This window comes from Microcoleus sp. AT8-A3 (assembly GCF_036705675.1).
GTDB lineage: Bacteria > Cyanobacteriota > Cyanobacteriia > Cyanobacteriales > Microcoleaceae > Microcoleus.
Genome location: NZ_JAUBVD010000002.1, coordinates 44,379 through 63,379 on the forward strand (window position 1 = coordinate 44,379; position 19,001 = coordinate 63,379).

Sequence of the window (19,001 nt, forward strand, 5' to 3'; positions counted from 1 at the left end):
ACATTTTGGATCGGAATGATTTAACCGCAGAGAGCGCAGAGAACACAGAGAGAATAGAGAGATGAATACAGGACGATGTTACCGGATTTGATATCATATTGTTTCCGGTTGCATCGGTATTGTTTAAACAGTTAACAGTTAACAGTTAACTGTTAACTGTTAATTGTTAATTGTTATTAGCCTACTTCTTTCGTTGCTGTCTGCTCAATGCCATAGTTTCTCAGATCGGGCACTTTCATCACCCGTTTCGGCATCAGATACTTCCCAAATCGAGCATACAATGCAGGTAGAACCAGTAGGGTGAGAGCAGTTGAGGTAAAGAGTCCGCCTAGGACAACGATCGCCAAAGGCTGCAACAATTCCTTACCAGCCCCACCGCTTAAAACCAGGGGAATCATCCCCAATGCCGAGGTGAGTGCTGTCATCAGAATCGCCAGCAACCGTTCCATCGAGCCTTCGACAATGACTTTGGGAAGCGGCATTCCTTGTGCCAGTTTGGTGTTGTAGTTGTCTACGAGCAGCAATCCATTGCGCGTCGCTACGCCAAACAGCGTCACAAAGCCCACCATTGACGGAACTGAGATAACGCCGCCCGTCAGCAGGACTGATATAACACCCCCTACCAGTGCCAATGGTAAGTTGATCATCACCATCAGCATGGCAGGAACGGATTTCACCGTGAAGTACATCAATACGGCGATCGCTAGCACTGCTAATATTCCGAAAATTAGGAAGTTTTGAGCAGCGCGTTGTTCTGACTCATACTGTCCGCCGTACTGAATATAGTAGCCTTGGGGCAGTTGCACTGATTGCTTTACCTTGGCACGAATGTCACCGACGACCGACGCAACATCGCGTCCCTGTACGTTGGCTGACACTACAATTAAACGCGAGACGTTTTCCCGGTTAATCGTATTGGGCCCATTGCCAAACTCAACCTTTGCCACTTGCGAAAGCGGGATAATTTGACCTGTTGGGGCATTAATTTGAAGGTTGCGAATCGTGTTGAGATTGCGACGGGCTGATTCGTTGACCCAAACCAACACATCGACCAACTGTTGACCATCGGGCACTTGAGCAACCACGCGACCATTCAGGGCTGTTTCCGTGAAATCGGACAATTGGGCGATCGTCAATCCGTAGCGAGCGGCTGCATCTCGGTTAAATTGAATTTGTACTTGACGGATCGGTATTTGGGGCTCAAGCTGAAGGTCTACCAATCCCTTCACGTCTTTCATTGTCGTTTCGATTTGTTCTCCTATGCGGCGTAGTTCTTGTAAATCGTTGCCGAATACTTTAATGGCGATCGCACTCCTGACCCCCGACAACACTTCATCCATTCTGTGACTGATAAATCCACCGACATTGGTGGCAACTCCCGGAAACTGACCCAATGCCTCCCGCAAGGCTTCAATCGAGGCAGGACGGTTTTGCATCGCAGCTTCACTCAGTTCCACGTCTAAGTGTGCCAAGTTCACCGATGCCGCATCCGGGTCGCCCGGAGCACGCCCCGATCGCAGTTGTACTGATTCAAATCGGGGGTCATCCTTAAGGGCATTTTGAATCGCTAAGCCAACGCGATTGGTTGCTTCGAGTGAGGAACCCGGATAAAGGGCGATCGCATTCATCAGCGATCGTTCCTGGAATGTTGGCAGAAAATCCCGTCCTAACGTCGGCACAATCAGCATGGCCGCTACCATTGAGGCTGTTGCCATTCCTAAAATTAAGCTAGAGCGACGCATCGCCATTCGCAGCAACGGATCGTATAGTTGTTTAGACCACCGGGCTAGGAAGGGTTCTGTCGTCTGCATCCGGCTGTGGGGCAGCAGAATGGCACACAATGCAGGGGAGATTACTAGGGATTCCAGGCTGGAGATGATTACCACCACCAGATAGGCAATGCCCATTGGGGTGAAGATCCGCCCCTCTACCCCAGAGAGTGTGAAAATCGGTGAAAAGACAATAATGCCAATTAACGTCGCCCCAATCAGCGACTCGCGCACTTCCTGAGAACCCTCAAAAATAATCTCCAGTGGTGGCTGGGGATTGGGCGAGAGGCGATTTTCCCGTAAGCGGCGATCGGTATTTTCGCAGTAGACGATCGCATCATCCACTGCTGTCCCGATCGCCACTACCAATCCGCCGAGAGTCATGGTGTTGAGTTCCAGCCCGATCCAGGAACACACTAACAGCGAGAACAGTAGCGTGAGAAAGAAATCCAGCAAACATATGGTAAGGGTGCGCCAGTTCATCAGAAAGGGAATCAGAATGGCTGCGACAATCAAACTGCCTTCGATCAAAGCCGATCGCACATTACCAACTGAGGCATCAATGTAGGCATCTTGCCGGAAAGTGACGTTTGCCTTCACATCCTTGGGTAAACCTGGTTTAATTTCCTCCATCGCCTCGATGATGGCTTGCGTGACGGTGGGACTATCCACCAAAGGTTGCTTGTTGACCATCACCACCACAGCCCGTTTAGTATTCCAACTGGCATCGCCTCGCGGTCGTGCAGCCCCAATCTTCACCTCTGCCACATCCCGCAGTAGAATGGGTTTTCCCTCCTGCACCTTGACCACAGCTTTTTGCAAATCTTCGATCGTCTGGATTTGTCCCTGTCCCCGAATCACCAATTCGCGATCGGGGTCAATCAACAATCCACCGGCGGTTTTGGCATTTGCCTCGTTTGCCGCCTTGACGACTTCCTGAAGGGAAACCTTCAACGCTTGGAGTTTTTCAGGATTCGCAATCACCTGAAACTGCTGCAAATCTCCGCCGTAAACCAGCACTTGCGATACGCCTGGAACTGCCAACAAGCGATTGTTGACTTTGCCATCCACCAAACGTCGCACTTCCATGATCGATGTAGTGTCAGACGTGAACGCATATTGAATCACCGTCCCGATGGGGGGAGCTAAGGGCGATATCTGCGGTGTACCAACCCCTTCCGGTAGTCTGTCTTGTGCGTCCTGCAATCGCTCTGCGACGAGTTGACGAGCTTGATAGGGGTCAGTTCCCCACTTAAACACCACGCGCAATACCGAAATTCCTACGGCTGAGGAGGTGCGGACGACTTCAACTCCAGGTGTCCCGTTGACTGCACTTTCTAGCGGTAACGTCACCAACGATTCCACCGCTTCTGGCGCAAGACCGGGGGCTTCGGTCTGTACTTCTACTTGAGGGGGCGCAAAGTTGGGCAAGACATCGAGGGGCATTCGACTTACAGTATGTGTACTCCAGATGGTTAGGGCGACCGCCCCCAACACCACTAACCATCGTTGAGCAATAGACCATTTGGGGATGACGTTTAACATAAAAATGAAATTTGGATAGCATTAGGCAAGCTTTTAGGAGACGGAGTAAAGAGATTTACTCCGTCGCGATCGACTGTTACCAAAAATCTTGGTTTTTGAATGTCTATTAGTCCTTGCCTTTTAACCCAAAGACGGCGAATCCACCCACCAGTAAAACTCCTGCGCCTGCTACCCACATCAAGGGTGACGATCCTTGAGCAGGCTGCGTTTCTGCTGGCAATGTAGCGGCCGATGCTTGCGTTTCTGCTGGCGATGTAGCGGGTGATGCCTGCGTTTCTGCTGGCGATGTAGCGGGTGATGCTTGCGTTTCTGCCTGCGGTTTACCTCGCAATGCCTCGGAGTACAAGAGTGTTGCTCCCTGCATCACAATCTGATTTCCCGGAACTAAATTGCCTTCTTTAATTTCCACCACATCTCCAGAGTCGCTACCAATCTGAACTGAGATTGGTTTGTAGGTTGTTCCTTCCTGGATGTAGACGAGCTTTTGCCCATTGGCATCAACTAAGCTGGTGCTGGGAACTTTGACAATACCTCCATCGGTTGTAGGGGCAATTGCCTCTGTCTTAATTCCCAATGCGGTTGCTTTACTGGCATCAACTTCGATCGGCTGCATAATCTTCGCCGCATCGCCACCTGCAAACTCGTTGTCATGCCCAACGTGCGCCAGCACCGGGGCCGAAGCCGTGCACAAAACTAATCCCAAAACAAAACTAGACCCGTAACGGACGATCGATAATGAACTTGAATTTAAAGATTTCGATAGCATGGAAATTTCCTCCTCACATTTAGCGAACGGGGGTGATGAAGACAGCCACTCCTCTCAAGAGCAATCTATTCCTTACTTCAGAGTTGTGAACCTTCTCCCGCTAGGATGTCAGGGGGAAATAAAAATTTGATGAAAATTTGAGGCGAAGTCTAAAATTAGAGACCTCTAAGCTGTTGCGGCCTTTAAATTGTATGTCAAAAAAAATCAAAGTCTTGTGGGGAGTATGGTTGGGCGTCCCGCCCGCCCTGAATATACAATTCAAATGCGCGACAGCTTATACCATTGCTCACTAACATGAGGTGCAAAGAGGGCATAGGAAGCGCCCACACCTCACTTCTTTGAGAAACGCTCTATTCCCCAAAGATTACAGCCACATTATTGCGAAATAAATCTAACAACAACCGCCGCCGTTATAATGCCAAGTCGAATCAGTAATCAACACCTTATCCGGCATTAATCCCCCCAACTTTCCAGCAGTTTTATCGCAGACAGCCGCCGGAACTCCCCGCTGCAAAACGTGACCCGCCCCGTCATCAAACAGCTCTTCAGACCCCGTATAAATCGCCGTCTTGCCAGTGAAAATGCAAGCTCCGTCATCCGGTACATCCACTTTGAAAGACACCGAATCTAGGCTTTCTAACAGCAAATCTGCATCCAATTGATAATTGTGTTTATCCAGCAATCGGTAAGGACGGCGCGCCCGCACTTCGACTTGCCCAAAACCAACGTCTACAAGGTGTTGAACGTATTCTGCGTATGTCAAAGCGCCGGACAAACACAAGGCCCGCAAGCGTTGGTCTTCCTTCAAATGCTGCGGAATGGGCCGAGTTGCGATCGGATCGCTCATCAACAATCTGCCGCCCGGTTTTAACACCCGATAGGTTTCTTTTAATGCCTTAGCTAAATCCGCCGGTTCAAAAATATTAAACAAGCAGTTTTGGGCAACAACATCTACAGAAGCATCCGGCACCGGCAACGCAAAAGCATCGCCTTCACAAATTTCTACAAAACTCGGATCAAACCAATCATTTTCGTGGGCGGCTATTTGCAAGTTTCGTGCAGCCGCCTCTCGCATTGCTGGAACCGGATCGACAGCAATAACCGCTCCTTTGTGTCTAGAAAAATATGCAAATTGTAGTGCTTCCAAGCCGCCGCCTACACCTACATAAAGCACGAAGGGATTGCCGACGAGTTCGGCGGCGTGAACGGTTGTGCCGCAGCCGTAATTCATTTCTTGCATTTGTTGGGGAATTTTTAATCCTGGCAATTGCAAGGGGCTGCTTTGGACGCAGCAAAGTCCGATTTGGGGTGTTTCGGCAACATCGCTGTAGAATTTGGCTGCAGTTTCGAGGTAGGTCATTTTTTAGTGTCCTAATTTTTGATTTTTGACCGCAGATTGATCGCGGGCGGGACGCCCATGCCACGAAGCCCAGAAAGTTTTTGTTAGGTGGCAAATTCGACTGGATCGCGGGCGGGACGCCCATGCCACGAAGCCCAGAAAGTTTTTGTTAGGTGGCAAATTCGACTTTTTGTTCGGATTTTGGCTGATTTTTGGGTTCGGAAACTGTTGGTTCGGGAGGGGCTAATTCGCTGGTTGGCTGGCTAGCAGTTTCAGCGGCAACTGGTGGCGTTGGCGGTACAAGATTGGGAGACTGTTCTGGTATCGCGGGAGCGACTACTTTTGGTACTGGAGCTTTTTCTGTTATTTCTGGCAGGGCTGGTGGCTCTGAATGATTAGCAGGTTGGGGTTCTTGATGCAGGAAGTTGCGGAACCGATTGTAGTATCCTTTATATTCCTGTTTTTTTGTTTGGGGAGATTCTGTTGGGGTCGGTTCTATTATTTGAACTGGTTCTAAAATTTTAGGGGTTTCTAACTGTGGAGTTGCTGTCGGTGTCGGTTCTATTACTGGAATTGGTTCTACAATTTTCGGCGCTTCTAACTGTGGAGTTGCTGTTGGTGTCGGTTCTATTGCTTGAATGGGAGCAACTTCGGGAGCGACTGTGGGCTCTAAGTTCGGTTGGGTAACAGGGGTTTCTGGAAGCGTGGGTGAGGGTTGGACAACTGGTGTTTTTTCTAATGCAGGTGTCGGTGTCGGTTCGGGGGTTGGGGTTGGTGTGGGAGCGGGGGCTTGGTAGGTACGATCGACTATACCGCGAGTTTCTGCTGCTGTTAGTTCGCCCCGCACTAATTTTGAAAGAGGCTCTTGGCCGAGCGGTTGGAAATTTATCAGTCTGACTGTATTATTAAAGGCGTTTTTGACGATATTTCCCCGTTCGTCAATTAATTCTAGCTGTACCCAGTTTTTCCCTGGTTTGAATCCTTTAAGATATATAGGTTGCCACTGGTCGATCGCAAAGCTTTGGCCGTTGACTGTGGCTCGAATTTTCCAATCGAGTATTTCATCTTGGAAATTTTCTTGCGCCACTTCGTGCGGGGGGGCATTTGTCAAGTAAAAGTCGAGCAGGATGGGTTCTGCCCCGTAGCTGCCTTGGGGGCTGTTGTACGTTAATAGGGGCAATTTTCGATCGGGATTATTGTCGTCTGTTTTGGTAAAAACGTGAAAGGTGGTTTGAGCCACCGCACCTTCGTTTTTAAAGCTTTCTTCCCAAGGGCGGGCGGCGAACACCTGCAGGGTATGGGTTCCCGGATCTAAGTCGGAAAGCGTTAAAGGTTGGTTGATGTCGTAAACTGCTGCATAAGGTTGGTTGTCTAATAAAACTTGCAGATGGGGGCCCAAACCCAAGTTTGCATCTTTGAAAATGGGCAAGTCCTTCACTTGGAACTCAACAGATACATTTATATCCTGAAGCACTTCGTCAGGTTTTGGATTCAAAATACTAATTTGAGGCTGGTAGATTTCTAGAGCCTGACGCAGTTGTTGAATGGCTTCTGGGGGAGAAACCTCTGAGATTCTGTTTACTGGGGCGGTAGCTGAGCCGCTCTTGTTCCCTGGTTTGGGCAATTCGGGATGGCCCGCGCCACAACTTGCTAAACCCAAAATTAATACTGCTACTGCGAACAATGCCAGCAGCCTGCCCGCAACCGTTCTGTGCCAATTGATCCCAATCACGCAACCATACTCCTAGAAGCCTTCTCATAGGGAACTATAGCCCAAAAATGAATTTAGTATTGGGGAATTGCCGGCTTTGGAATTCCCAAGCCGCGTAGGAACCCGGATTGAGGCAGCAGCGGGCAACCCATCGTCTCCTACTTTTAATTGCTGTAGCCTTTTTCCCAAACATATATCTACAAATGAGTATTCCTAAATTACCTTATCTTTGAGTTTTGTAAAGTTAATGGCAGTACCCCTTGACTTTTTAGAGCGACTGTGGGATTTAAAGGCGTTATTACATCAAGAATAGAGGCTTTTTTAAGTATTGTTAACAAGCGATTAATACTCCTCTAGCAAGCTTATAATTCATAAAACTCCCTCAAAAGGAGCAGCCGTATCAAGTCTGAATCAAGGAGGCGATCGGCGGCTCCAGATAGCGAGAAGAGTTGGCAGTACCCAGTCACATTGTTAGCGACACTGGGAAACTGGCTTCTTCACAGAAGCAAAATGCTTGGGGAGACGATGCACCTGCGTCTAGCTCTGCAAAGAGTAAAGTGCAGTGAAGTGTCGGCTTTTTCGAGAATCCCCCGCCTAATCAAGCGTGGGGAGTGTCCGGTACAGTGTTCAGTTCTCGTTCCTTGTCTTACCGAGAGGAGAGTCTTCATGACCATTAGTCCTCCAGAGCGAGAGGTAAAAGCTAGGGTAGTAGTCGATAAAAATCCGGTTCCAACTTCTTTCGAGAAGTGGTCAAAACCCGGTCATTTTGATCGCACTCTAGCTAAGGGGCCAAAAACCACCACTTGGATTTGGAACCTCCACGCTAACGCTCACGACTTTGACAGTCATACAAGTGACTTAGAAGACGTTTCGCGCAAAATCTTTAGCGCTCACTTCGGCCACTTGGCAGTAATCTTCGTATGGTTGAGCGGCGCATATTTCCACGGCGCTAAATTTTCCAATTACGAAGCTTGGCTGACAAATCCTACAGCCATCAAGCCCAGCGCTCAAGTGGTCTGGCCGATTTTTGGTCAAGAAATTTTAAATGCAGATGTAGGCGGCGGCTTTCACGGGATTCAGATCACCTCTGGTCTATTCCAACTGTGGCGCGCCAACGGCATCACTAACTCATACCAGCTATATTGCACTGCGATCGGCGCCCTGGTAATGGCAGCTTTGATGCTGTTTGCCGGTTGGTTCCACTATCACGTCCGCGCTCCGAAACTGGAATGGTTCCAGAACGTGGAATCGATGATGAACCACCACTTGGCAGTTTTGTTAGGCTGCGGGTGCTTGGGCTTCGCAGGACAACAAATTCACGTGGCTCTGCCGATCAATGCTTGCATGGACGCGATCGATGCAGGTGCACCGCTGACAGTCGGCGGTAAGCTGATCAAAACAGTTGCCGACATCCCCCTGCCGCACGAGTGGATTTTGACACCGGGCTTGATGGCTGACATCTACCCGAGTTTCGCTAAAGGTTTAACCCCCTTCTTCACCCTCAACTGGGGCGCATATACAGACTTCCTGACCTTCAAAGGCGGTCTGAACCCCACCACAGGCGGTTTGTGGCTGACTGATACAGCACACCACCACTTAGCTTTGGCAGTGCTATTCATCGTCGCTGGTCATATGTACCGGACGAACTGGGGCATCGGCCACAGCATGAAAGAAATCCTAGAGAACCACAAAGGCCCCTTCACTGGTGAAGGTCACAAAGGTCTCTACGAAATCCTGACTAATTCTTGGCACGCGCAACTGTCGATTAACTTGGCACTGATGGGCTCTTTGAGCATCATCGTCGCCCAACATATGTACGCGATGCCTCCGTATCCGTACATCGCGACCGACTACCCGACTCAGCTATCCCTGTTCACCCACCACATGTGGATTGGCGGATTCCTGATTGTTGGAGCAGCCGCTCACGGAGCAATCTTCATGGTTCGGGATTACGATCCCGCTGGAAATGTCAACAACTTGTTGGATCGCGTGATCCGTCATAGAGATGCGATCATTTCCCACCTGAACTGGGTTTGTATATTCTTGGGCTTCCACAGCTTCGGTTTGTACGTTCACAACGACACGATGCGCGCTTTCGGTCGTCCTCAAGATTTGTTCTCGGATACCGGGATTCAGTTGCGTCCGATATTTGCCCAGTGGGTGCAAAACATCCACGCTTTGGCTCCGGGCACAACAGCGCCTAATGCTACGGAAATCGTTAGCCATGCTTTTGGCGGCGGTGCAGTAGTAGTCGCCGGCAAAGTAGCGATGATGCCGATCGAGTTGGGTACGGCGGATTTCATGATCCACCACATCCACGCTTTCACCATTCACGTTACAGTCCTGATTCTTTTGAAAGGCGTGTTGTTTGCACGCAGTTCTCGCTTGGTTCCTGACAAAGGCAACTTGGGCTTCCGGTTCCCTTGCGACGGCCCCGGCCGTGGCGGCACCTGCCAAGTTTCTGGTTGGGATCACGTGTTCCTAGGCTTGTTCTGGATGTACAACTGCATCTCGATCGTGATTTTCCACTTTAGCTGGAAAATGCAGTCGGACGTGTGGGGAACAGTATCGCCAGACGGCACAATTTCTCACATTACCGGTGGCAACTTCGCACAAAGTGCAATCACGATTAACGGCTGGCTGCGGGACTTCCTTTGGGCGCAAGCTTCTCAGGTGATTCAGTCCTACGGTTCGGCACTGTCGGCCTACGGTCTGATGTTCCTAGCTGGACACTTCGTCTTCGCCTTCAGCTTGATGTTCCTGTTCAGCGGCCGCGGCTACTGGCAAGAACTGATTGAGTCGATTGTTTGGGCTCACAACAAGCTCAAGGTAGCTCCGTCGATTCAGCCTCGCGCTCTGAGCATTATTCAGGGTCGGGCTGTGGGTGTAGCTCACTACCTCCTAGGAGGAATTGTCACTACGTGGGCATTTTTCCTAGCGCGAATCATTTCGGTAGGGTAAACTACCCCTAGGTTTTGGATTCTCGATTTGGGAGGAATCTCAAATCGAGAATCCAAACTCCGAACCGAATCCCTTCAATTTTGTTCAGGATTCAGGATTAATCAAGGCTTATGGCAACGAAATTTCCAAAATTTAGCCAAGACCTTGCCCAAGACCCGACCACACGGCGGATCTGGTACGGGATTGCCACAGCACACGACTTTGAAAGCCACGATGGCATGACCGAAGAAAATCTTTACCAAAAGATTTTTGCTTCTCACTTCGGCCACCTAGCAATCATTTTCTTGTGGACATCGGGCAGCCTGTTCCACGTAGCATGGCAAGGTAACTTTGAACAGTGGATTAAAGACCCTCTAAACGTCCGCCCGATCGCTCACGCGATTTGGGACCCGCAATTCGGCGCTCCTGCAGTAGAAGCTTTCACTCAAGGGGGCGCTTCTAACCCGGTGGATATCTCTTACTCTGGTGTCTACCATTGGTGGTTCACCCAAGGGATTCGGACAAACGCCGACCTGTATCAAGGAGCTATCTTCTTGCTACTACTGGCGGCTGTCTTCCTGTTCGCAGGTTGGTTGCACCTCCAGCCCAAGTACCGCCCCAGCTTGTCTTGGTTCAAAAATGCTGAATCTCGCCTCAACCACCACTTGGCTGGTTTGTTCGGTGTCAGCTCTTTGGCTTGGACTGGTCACATGGTTCACGTTGCTATCCCCGAATCTCGCGGACAGCACGTAGGTTGGGACAACTTCTTGTCTACCCCACCTCACCCGGCCGGTTTGGCTCCGTTCTTCAGTGGTAACTGGGGCGTATACGCCGAGAATCCAGATGCAGCGAACCATGTCTTCGGTACTTCCGAAGGCGCTGGAACCGCAATTCTGACTTTCTTGGGTGGCTTCCACCCTCAAACAGAATCCCTGTGGCTGACAGACATCGCTCACCACCACTTGGCGATCGCAGTTCTGTTTATCGTTGCCGGTCATATGTACCGGACTAACTTCGGTATCGGTCACAGCATCAAAGAGATGTTGGATTCTAAGGCTGGTTTGGTCGGCGGCAAGAGTGAAGGACAGTTCAACTTGCCTCACCAAGGCTTGTATGAAACCTACAACAACTCGCTGCACTTCCAACTGGCATTTCACCTCGCTGCTTTGGGTGTAATTACCTCCTTGGTAGCACAGCATATGTACGCGATGCCTCCCTACGCTTTTATAGGTAAGGACTTCACGACTCAGGCTGCGCTTTACACTCACCACCAGTACATTGCTGGATTTATCATGGTCGGCGCTTTCGCCCACGGAGCTATCTTCTTGGTGCGGGACTACGATCCTGAAGCAAACAAAGGCAACGTGCTCGATCGCGTGTTGCAGCACAAAGAAGCGATTATCTCTCACTTGAGCTGGGTGTCGCTGTTCTTGGGCTTCCACACTCTCGGCTTGTACGTTCACAATGACGTTGTAGTTGCTTTCGGAACTCCTGAAAAGCAAATCTTGATTGAACCAGTGTTCGCACAGTTCATCCAAGCTGCTCACGGAAAAGCTCTCTACGGCATGGACGTGCTGTTGTCTAACCCTGACAGCATTGCTTCTACCGCTTGGCCCAACTACGGCAACGTATGGCTCCCAGGCTGGTTGGATGCGATTAACAGCGGTACTAATTCTCTGTTCTTGGCGATCGGACCTGGCGATTTCTTGGTTCACCACGCGATCGCACTAGGCTTGCACACCACCACCTTGATCTTGGTCAAGGGCGCTCTGGATGCACGCGGTTCTAAGCTGATGCCGGACAAAAAAGACTTCGGTTACGCTTTCCCTTGCGACGGCCCCGGCCGTGGCGGTACTTGCGACATCTCTGCTTGGGACGCGATGTACCTGTCTGTATTCTGGATGTTGAACACCCTAGCTTGGGTAACGTTCTACTGGCACTGGAAGCACTTGGGCATCTGGCAAGGTAATGTGGCTCAGTTCAATGAGTCTTCTACCTACCTGATGGGCTGGTTCCGCGATTACCTCTGGCTGTATTCTTCTCAGTTGATCAACGGTTACAACCCGTATGGTACTAACAACTTGTCAGTCTGGGCTTGGATGTTCTTATTCGGACACCTTGTTTGGGCAACTGGTTTCATGTTCCTGATCTCTTGGAGAGGTTACTGGCAAGAGTTGATCGAGACTTTGGTTTGGGCTCACGAGCGCACTCCTTTGGCTAACTTGGTTCGCTGGAAAGACAAGCCTGTTGCTTTGTCGATCGTCCAAGGTCGTTTGGTTGGCTTAGTTCACTTTACTGTGGGCAACGTCCTCACTTACGCGGCCTTTGTAATTGCCTCGACAGCCGGGAAATTCGGATAATTCCGAAGTCTGGTTTTGTAGGTAATTAAATCAAATCCCCTGCCTTCTGGCGGGGGATTTTTTTGTATATGTGTCAATTACCGCCTATGCAACAGTGGTATAAAGAAGATATGGCATTATATATTCATGTTGATATTATCGTGTCTCAATTATTCAACCGCATCCCTGGACGAACCTATTTATTACTAGCAATCCTCATTTTTGCTGCCTCTAACTCTGTCATTCGCAAACTGACCGATTTAGGAGCGCAGAACCCGATAAACGGCAGAAATTTGATTTCACTTTGTAATGTTTTATTTGTAGGGAATCTCTGCGCGTTAGCAGTTTTATTCCTGGTTTATCGCCAGCAATGTACAGTGCAAAATTTCCGATCGATTCCCAGTAAAACATGGTGGGGGTTGATGGGAATTTCTTTGCTATCTGGGGCATTGGCTCCAGCCTTAACTTTTATGGCGTTGGATTTAACCGCTGTCAATAATGTGGTACTGATTGGACGCATTGAGCCGCCTCTGATTTTAGCGCTGTCCATTCTAATTTTGGGCGATCGCGTCAATCTTTGGGTGATTGCGGGGGCGATGGTTTCGTTTGTGGGTGTTGCACTGACTATTGTATTGCAAGCACCGACTACCGATATGATGGACATGGGCGGATTGACGATCGGCAGAGGCGAATTCATGGCAGCATCCGGGGCGATCGCGTTAGCCATTTCGACGATTATTAGTAAAGTCACGCTCAAACAAATTCCGTTAGGATTGTTCTCTATTATCAGAACAACACTGGGAACAGTTGTTTTCTTTATGGCTGTTTTAATCTTATATACTCCCACCCACTGTATCGATATTTTTTCGCCCTTCCTCTGGCAGTGGATGCTCCTCTACGGTGGGATTATTGTTGTGGGCGGACAACTGTGCTGGTTTACCGGACTAAAAACGACGGGCGCTGCAGATGTATCCCTCGCCAGTTCGTTTAGTCCGATCGCGGGGATTTTAGCCGCCTATTTGATTTTATCGGAAACGCCAACAAGAGCTCAATACATCGGGGGCAGCATCATTTTAATCGGGATCGTTCTCAATCAAATTGGCGTTTTTCGCAAGCAAACCCAACCCGCGCCTCAACCTCCTGTAAGTCCGGCAAAAGAGATGGATATGGAGGTGGGATTCAAAGGGATTTAATGGTTAATACTACAGATTCTTAGTTACAATAAGTAACCCTAGAAGTTGATATTCGCAATAGTCCGATTAATGTTCGTCGGCGCCAGAAGGCGAAGCGGTTGGCTGAGTCTGTTAAGCACGAATAAAAGTTCAATTTTATGAAACCTGTTCTGAATAAAGGGCAACTGACAACCTGGAAAGACGATCGGGGGTTTGGCTTCCTTAAACCGGATGATGGCAGTAAAGAAGTTTTCTTGCATATCAGTGCGCTGAAGGAAGCAAGTCGTCGCCCAAAAGTTGGAGATACGATTTTGTACCAGGAAGTTGCTGAAACAGACGGGAAAGTACGTGCAACTAGAGCATCAATTCAAGGTGTTGCACCTCGACATCAGCCAACAAAGCAGAAACCACAGAAACGCGGTGTACTCAAAACAGTTTTTGGTATTGGGATTCTGGCTGTCATTGTGGTTATTACAATCGAGTTTAGTCCTAGTCGTTCACCTTCTCCAATTACATCGATCGCAAAACCAGGATGTACTATCAAAGGCAACATCTCGATCGATACAGGCAATAAGATTTATCACCTTCCAGGCATGGAAGATTACGAATCAACAGTTATCGATCCAGCTAGCGGTGAGAGATGGTTTTGCACAGAGTCAGAGGCGATCGCCAATGGTTGGCGTAAAGCACCGAGGTAGCCCCAGCATCCCAACAGCCGTGCTGCACCGGAACGGATTGCTCAAGGAAGAAGCCAGAAGTTGATATCGCCGTTTTTGCTATGGTGGATTTACTTGAGCCCCCACTTGACTATGCAACTCTACGTCGAAAGCAAAAGAAAGAAAATTGACGTGATACGCGGCCCATATTCTCAAGCCGAGATTGTTGATATTACATCGAAAGCTGATCGACCTTGGATAAAGTTGAGTCCATTTTAGCCGTAAAGATTAAACTGTTGACCTGGTTTTCCTCCGCTTCAAATCTCTCCATTCACCTGCATTTGATGCACCTTATCGGCCAACTCTTGGCGGCTTTCCTTATCGAGTGCATCAATTGCCAGCATTCCCAAATACACTACTTCTTTCTGAGTTAGTCTGGTCGCTAGCGCTTGTTTTTGAATGACTTCCTTGATCACGGAACTGACCGCGATCGCAGTATTAGTTTTAGCCACGAAGAATAATCAACTATTAATAACAACTTTCCTTGATGTTACCATCCTCAATCCGATTAAGTACAATAATGTTTGAGTAAGTACAGTTAATCCTGCTATAGTGGAAAAAATAAAAAAAAGCGATCGCCCCCGGTGTAGACAACTTAAGGGCGATCGACCTATTCCTCAATAATCTCCACCAAGTCCTCAATCATCACATCAAAGGCCCGCGCTAACTTGTACAGGGCGGTAAAGTCAACCATTGATATTTCTGAACGACGAGCATAGCTGGTTATGGTGCTATAGATCACGCCCGATCGCTCAGCCACCTCCTTGAATGTCCAGCCTCTCTCGGCCGCTAGCTCTCGCACTTTAACTCTGACTAAACCCATGCTTGACAAATAATGCAGTTGCGTTTTAAGATAATTGCATCTGAAAAAGCGATCGCCCCCGGTCTAGACAACTTAAGGCCGATCAACCTATTCCTCCAAAACCTCAACCAAATCCTCAATCATCACATCAAAAGTCCGAGCTAACTTCCGCAGCAAAGTAAAGTCAACCGTTGTCAGCCCTGGACAACGAGCATAATGCTTGACAGTGTTGTACATTACCCCAGAACGTTCTGAAACTTCCTTGAATGTCCAACCTTTCTCAGCAGCTAGTTCTCTGACTTTAATTCTTACTAAACCCATGCTTGAGAGTGGATGCAATTCTTAGGTTGGCTCACCATGATATCAGAAAATCCGTCAATATCGTGGGCGATCGACCTATTCCTCCAAAATCTCCACCAAATCCTCAATCATTACGTCAAACGTGCGAGCCAACCTGTGCAAGTAGGCAAAATTAACGGTTGTCATGCCTTGACATTGGGCGTAGTTTCTGATGGTGCTGTAACCAACGCCCGATCGCTCAGCCACCTCCTTGAATGTCCAGCCTCTCTCGGCCGCTAGCTCTCGCACTTTAACTCTGACTAAACCCATGCTTGACAAATAATGCAGTTGCGTTTTAAGATAATTGCATCTAAAAAAGCGATCGCCCCCGGTCTAGACAACTTAAGGTCGATCGACCTATTCCTCCAAAACCTCAACCAGATCCTCAATCATCACATCAAAAGTCCGAGCTAACTTCCGCAGGCAAGTAAAGTCAACCATTGCCATTTCAGGACGACGAGCATAGCTTCTGACAGTGCTATAAATTACCCCGGAACGATCGGATACTTCCTTAAGCGTCCAGCCCTTCTCCGCCGCTAGTTCCCGAATTTTTAGCCTGACTAAACCCATGCTTGACAGTTGATGCAATTGCGTCGTACAATTTTATATGTAAAGAGCGATCGCCCCCCGGCCTGGAAAACTAAAGGGCGATCGTCTGTAAAACCTAATCTGGACAGATTATTTCTTTCTATCAAAAAGTGCATTTGCCATATCCAGAAGTCTACTAACCATATCCAGAGGTGTACTAGCCATGATATCAGAAACTCCGGCAAAATCGCGGACGATCGCAGAATCCAGAATAATTCACAAATCGCCAATCCTGCATCCGCTGGCGAGATTCGTTACCGAAGAAACAGTTGCACTCCTGTTCAATATCACAGCAGACGAGATTTACCGCATCGAATGCTGTCGTTACATGGTGTACGTTCACGCCAAAGGCATCAGCCGCTTTGTTAGCTACGCCGATTTTCCTCCTATTTTACAAGTACAGCCGATCGCACTTCAAGATTTTGGCAGATGGTACAAACGCTGGAAAAGCAAGCAAGCACCAGCATTTTGGACTAAATTCTACACGTACAAGTTCAAAAAAGCTGTTTCCGTTGACAGCTTGCTAGAGTGGGGCCAATTGGTAGCTACTGTTAAATCGGTCATTTCTGGGCCCGCGCTGCAACAGCTACGAGATGTCTATGCCCAAGAAAAAGATTTGATGGATAAATTTTAAAGTGCGCTCGACTTAATCCTACTTGAACTTTCAATTAAATTTTAAAACACTTCATCTTCGATTCCCAGCCACCATTCCCCCAGATTCATTAAATCTTTGTGGATATCGGTAAGTTCTGTCATATACTCTTCAGCAGAAATCTCCGATCGCCTTTCTTGCAATTTTTTCAGCCGCAGTTGCACCAACAGCCAAGGTTTGGAAATCCCATCGGTTGCTTCGATATATTTGGCTAGCTGTTTGCTGTCCATAGTTATTGATTATTTTTTATATCGGAATGATTAAACCGTAGAGAACGCAGAGAACGCAGAGGAAGAGAAGAGAGAGATGAATAATTCTGAGACCAACTAATCTAATATTATAGGACTTTTGAAACGGCTTAAAAAGCTCTGATTTTTCCCAGTCGGTTTCAACCGACTTGAGCTTTGAGCCAGGGGTTGAAACCCCTGGCGGACTAACGGATTGGCGGACTTGGAAGCTAATATGCCTCCCGCAAACATCTTTTACCTATAATCCGAAGTCTGAATATTCTTGAGCTTCGCAGCATATTTCATGCCGTATTCCGGGCGACAGAAGCGATCGATCTGAGACTCAAAGAAAGCCCGATTTGCCTTCAAATGCTTTGGATTCGGGTCATCTAAAGGATACAAAAGAGCAGTCCGTAACGCTTGAATCACCGCCGAAGTTACGCAGTACATCGATCGCTGGAATGTCACCCCAATTTGATTTAGGATATCATCTTCACCGCGACAGCGCTGTTTGTAGAAATCCATCAAATAAGGCGGCAGGAAATGCAGCATATCTTGTGCTAGCAAAGTCGGCGGAATCCCCGCCGTACCTACCGGGAATTTGTCTGCATACAAAACTCCGTAGTGGAAGTCTTTTTGGTCGTCAGGAACTTCTCTAGCTTGAGCGTTGTAAGATTTGGTGCCTCGGAATGGCGAAGTGCGATAAAATACAGCTTCCACGTAAGGTAACGCTGCTTCGTAAAGCCAAGTGAAACCTTTAGATTTGGGGATGATTTCGTAGGTTTCACCGTCGATTTGGACATGGTGGTAAATGGGTCTTCCGGCGATCGCAAATATCCCATTTACTAGGAAATCCATCGCTTGCGGGACTGTGGTAATTTTCCCTTCGTCGTACAAGTCGGAAACTTCAAAAAACACCGGTGCCATTACTTCCCAGAATAAACCGAGATTGCTGTAATAAGACATTTGGCGGCACTGTTCTAAAAACATTTCGGGAAATGCTTTGTGAATTGCCAGCATGAACGGGTCTTTTTTGAAGTAAGCTTTAATTGCGCGATCGGCATTAGCTTTATATTCGTCACTGTCCAAATAAGGATCGAATTGATTGGTTGGGACGTACAAGCCCCGGTGCCAAAGCATTGACCTCATGCACTCTTCGGCAAATTCCATGTTAATGCGATCGTGCCACAAATGATGGAACAGTCGCGGGAGTTTACCAGTTTCACCCTTCTCCATGAACTCCAAAAGTTCTGGGTGGACACTTCCAGTACCGCGCCAAATCCGCAAATCTGCACCGTCGCCTGCATAGTGATTTTGTAAATCTAAATACTCTTGCGGTAAAAAGTATTTAAAGAAAGGAAGCGGGTGTAAAAATACTCGTTCGGCGATGTAAAGCAAATCCCGCCAGTAGAAGTCCATCGGCACCGCGTAAGCTTTCCAGATAGCGATGATTTGCATCAGATTTTCCGGCGTATCTGGAATCATAGCGCCGCCCGCTTCCAGTCTGTGAATTATTTCGGCAAATTCGTGTTTTGAAGGGGGTAGTTTAGTTGCTGGTTTATTAGGGGTTTGTACCATTGTTTCTTCCTTTGTTTGACTGAATTTTACTATTTATAAATTGCTCTATTCGGGAATTAGGTTCTCCCAAATCTCATGCTTTTCGGAAAGATAGCGCTGCTTTTTACAGTTATTTTTCCTCTTTTCCAGCCCAAGGAGGCGGGCCTTGTGGAGAGCGGATGTTGATAATTGATCCGTTCGACAGAGTTATCGAAAAAGCATCAAATTCGCCGTCATCCATTTCGCCAACAACGGTAATTGTTTCCCCTTCTGATAGATTAATATTGCGCCACCTGCGCGGGCCGGCATCGACTTTAACTTGACCGCTGCCGTCATTTAAAATCCACTCATTTTCATCAGCTTCTCCAAAACCGACTACTCGGCCAGAGATGGTAATTCCTGTTTTCGATGCTGGCAAATCGCGAATTCGAGTTATAGCTTGTGCAAAAGCAGAAGTTGCCATTACTAAAAGAAGGGTTGTAACGGCGGATAAACTGAAAAGTTTTTTCGGTTTCATGAGCGCTCATCTCCTGGTATTT

The 19,001-nt window shown here is 48.3% G+C and carries 18 protein-coding genes; 6 read left to right on the forward strand and 12 right to left on the reverse strand.

Annotated features, from left to right (window positions below; all coding sequences use genetic code 11):
- Positions 1–176 precede the first annotated feature (176 nt).
- From QUB51_RS01710 to QUB51_RS01725, 4 genes are all read right to left on the reverse strand, one after another.
- A complete protein-coding gene (locus QUB51_RS01710) occupies positions 177–3,314 on the reverse strand; it encodes an efflux RND transporter permease subunit (RefSeq protein ID WP_333259952.1) in 3,138 nt (1,045 codons plus the stop codon).
- Positions 3,315–3,420: 106 nt separating this feature from the next.
- Positions 3,421–4,080, reverse strand: a complete 660-nt coding sequence (locus tag QUB51_RS01715) for a hypothetical protein (protein WP_333211111.1) — start codon at positions 4,078–4,080, stop codon at positions 3,421–3,423.
- A gap of 391 nt (positions 4,081–4,471) precedes the next feature.
- Positions 4,472–5,440 carry an arsenosugar biosynthesis arsenite methyltransferase ArsM gene (arsM, locus tag QUB51_RS01720; protein ID WP_333199441.1) on the reverse strand — a complete coding sequence of 323 codons (969 nt, stop codon included), beginning with the start codon at positions 5,438–5,440 and terminating at the stop codon, positions 4,472–4,474.
- Between the two features lie 148 nt (positions 5,441–5,588).
- Complete coding sequence (locus QUB51_RS01725; protein WP_333259955.1) at positions 5,589–7,151, reverse strand: hypothetical protein; 1,563 nt, start codon at positions 7,149–7,151, stop codon at positions 5,589–5,591.
- A gap of 645 nt (positions 7,152–7,796) precedes the next feature.
- Between QUB51_RS01725 and psaA the strand changes: the two genes are divergently transcribed.
- From psaA to QUB51_RS30325, 5 genes are all read left to right on the forward strand, one after another.
- Positions 7,797–10,091, forward strand: a complete 2,295-nt coding sequence (psaA, locus tag QUB51_RS01730; RefSeq protein ID WP_333057330.1) for a photosystem I core protein PsaA — start codon at positions 7,797–7,799, stop codon at positions 10,089–10,091.
- Positions 10,092–10,201: 110 nt separating this feature from the next.
- On the forward strand, positions 10,202–12,430 hold the full coding sequence (gene psaB / locus QUB51_RS01735; RefSeq protein ID WP_333057331.1) for a photosystem I core protein PsaB: 2,229 nt from the start codon (positions 10,202–10,204) through the stop codon (positions 12,428–12,430).
- Positions 12,431–12,516: 86 nt separating this feature from the next.
- A complete protein-coding gene (locus tag QUB51_RS01740) occupies positions 12,517–13,602 on the forward strand; it encodes a DMT family transporter (RefSeq protein ID WP_333211114.1) in 1,086 nt (361 codons plus the stop codon).
- Positions 13,603–13,739: 137 nt separating this feature from the next.
- A complete protein-coding gene (locus tag QUB51_RS01745; RefSeq protein WP_333259958.1) occupies positions 13,740–14,279 on the forward strand; it encodes a cold shock domain-containing protein in 540 nt (179 codons plus the stop codon).
- A gap of 111 nt (positions 14,280–14,390) precedes the next feature.
- Positions 14,391–14,516, forward strand: coding sequence for a DUF6939 family protein (locus QUB51_RS30325; RefSeq protein ID WP_445243099.1), 126 nt, complete (start codon positions 14,391–14,393; stop codon positions 14,514–14,516).
- Between the two features lie 38 nt (positions 14,517–14,554).
- Here QUB51_RS30325 and QUB51_RS01750 read toward each other — a convergent pair whose 3' ends face one another.
- From QUB51_RS01750 to QUB51_RS01770, 5 genes are all read right to left on the reverse strand, one after another.
- Complete coding sequence (locus QUB51_RS01750; RefSeq protein WP_333055357.1) at positions 14,555–14,749, reverse strand: hypothetical protein; 195 nt, start codon at positions 14,747–14,749, stop codon at positions 14,555–14,557.
- Between the two features lie 158 nt (positions 14,750–14,907).
- On the reverse strand, positions 14,908–15,120 hold the full coding sequence (locus tag QUB51_RS01755) for a helix-turn-helix domain-containing protein (protein WP_006631308.1): 213 nt from the start codon (positions 15,118–15,120) through the stop codon (positions 14,908–14,910).
- 87 nt (positions 15,121–15,207) lie between these two features.
- On the reverse strand, positions 15,208–15,420 hold the full coding sequence (locus QUB51_RS01760; protein WP_242717445.1) for a helix-turn-helix domain-containing protein: 213 nt from the start codon (positions 15,418–15,420) through the stop codon (positions 15,208–15,210).
- A 75-nt stretch (positions 15,421–15,495) separates the two neighbouring features.
- Positions 15,496–15,708, reverse strand: a complete 213-nt coding sequence (locus tag QUB51_RS01765) for a helix-turn-helix transcriptional regulator (protein ID WP_333209659.1) — start codon at positions 15,706–15,708, stop codon at positions 15,496–15,498.
- Between the two features lie 87 nt (positions 15,709–15,795).
- Entirely contained in the window at positions 15,796–16,008 is a 213-nt protein-coding gene (locus tag QUB51_RS01770; protein WP_006631307.1) for a helix-turn-helix domain-containing protein, read from the reverse strand.
- A gap of 181 nt (positions 16,009–16,189) precedes the next feature.
- Here QUB51_RS01770 and QUB51_RS01775 point away from each other — a divergent pair, with 181 nt between their 5' ends.
- Positions 16,190–16,660 (forward strand): hypothetical protein, encoded by a 471-nt coding sequence (locus QUB51_RS01775; RefSeq protein ID WP_333055354.1) that lies wholly within the window; start codon positions 16,190–16,192, stop codon positions 16,658–16,660.
- Between the two features lie 41 nt (positions 16,661–16,701).
- Here QUB51_RS01775 and QUB51_RS01780 read toward each other — a convergent pair whose 3' ends face one another.
- The 3 genes from QUB51_RS01780 to QUB51_RS01790 all read right to left on the reverse strand — a co-directional run bounded on the left by QUB51_RS01780 (position 16,702) and on the right by QUB51_RS01790 (position 18,979).
- The gene (locus tag QUB51_RS01780; protein ID WP_333055353.1) at positions 16,702–16,908 is read right to left on the reverse strand and encodes a hypothetical protein; all 207 of its coding nucleotides are present in this window, start codon (positions 16,906–16,908) and stop codon (positions 16,702–16,704) included.
- A gap of 252 nt (positions 16,909–17,160) precedes the next feature.
- On the reverse strand, positions 17,161–18,483 hold the full coding sequence (locus tag QUB51_RS01785) for a CO2 hydration protein (protein ID WP_333209656.1): 1,323 nt from the start codon (positions 18,481–18,483) through the stop codon (positions 17,161–17,163).
- A 109-nt stretch (positions 18,484–18,592) separates the two neighbouring features.
- Positions 18,593–18,979, reverse strand: a complete 387-nt coding sequence (locus tag QUB51_RS01790) for a NirD/YgiW/YdeI family stress tolerance protein (RefSeq protein WP_333209654.1) — start codon at positions 18,977–18,979, stop codon at positions 18,593–18,595.
- Positions 18,980–19,001 lie beyond the last annotated feature (22 nt).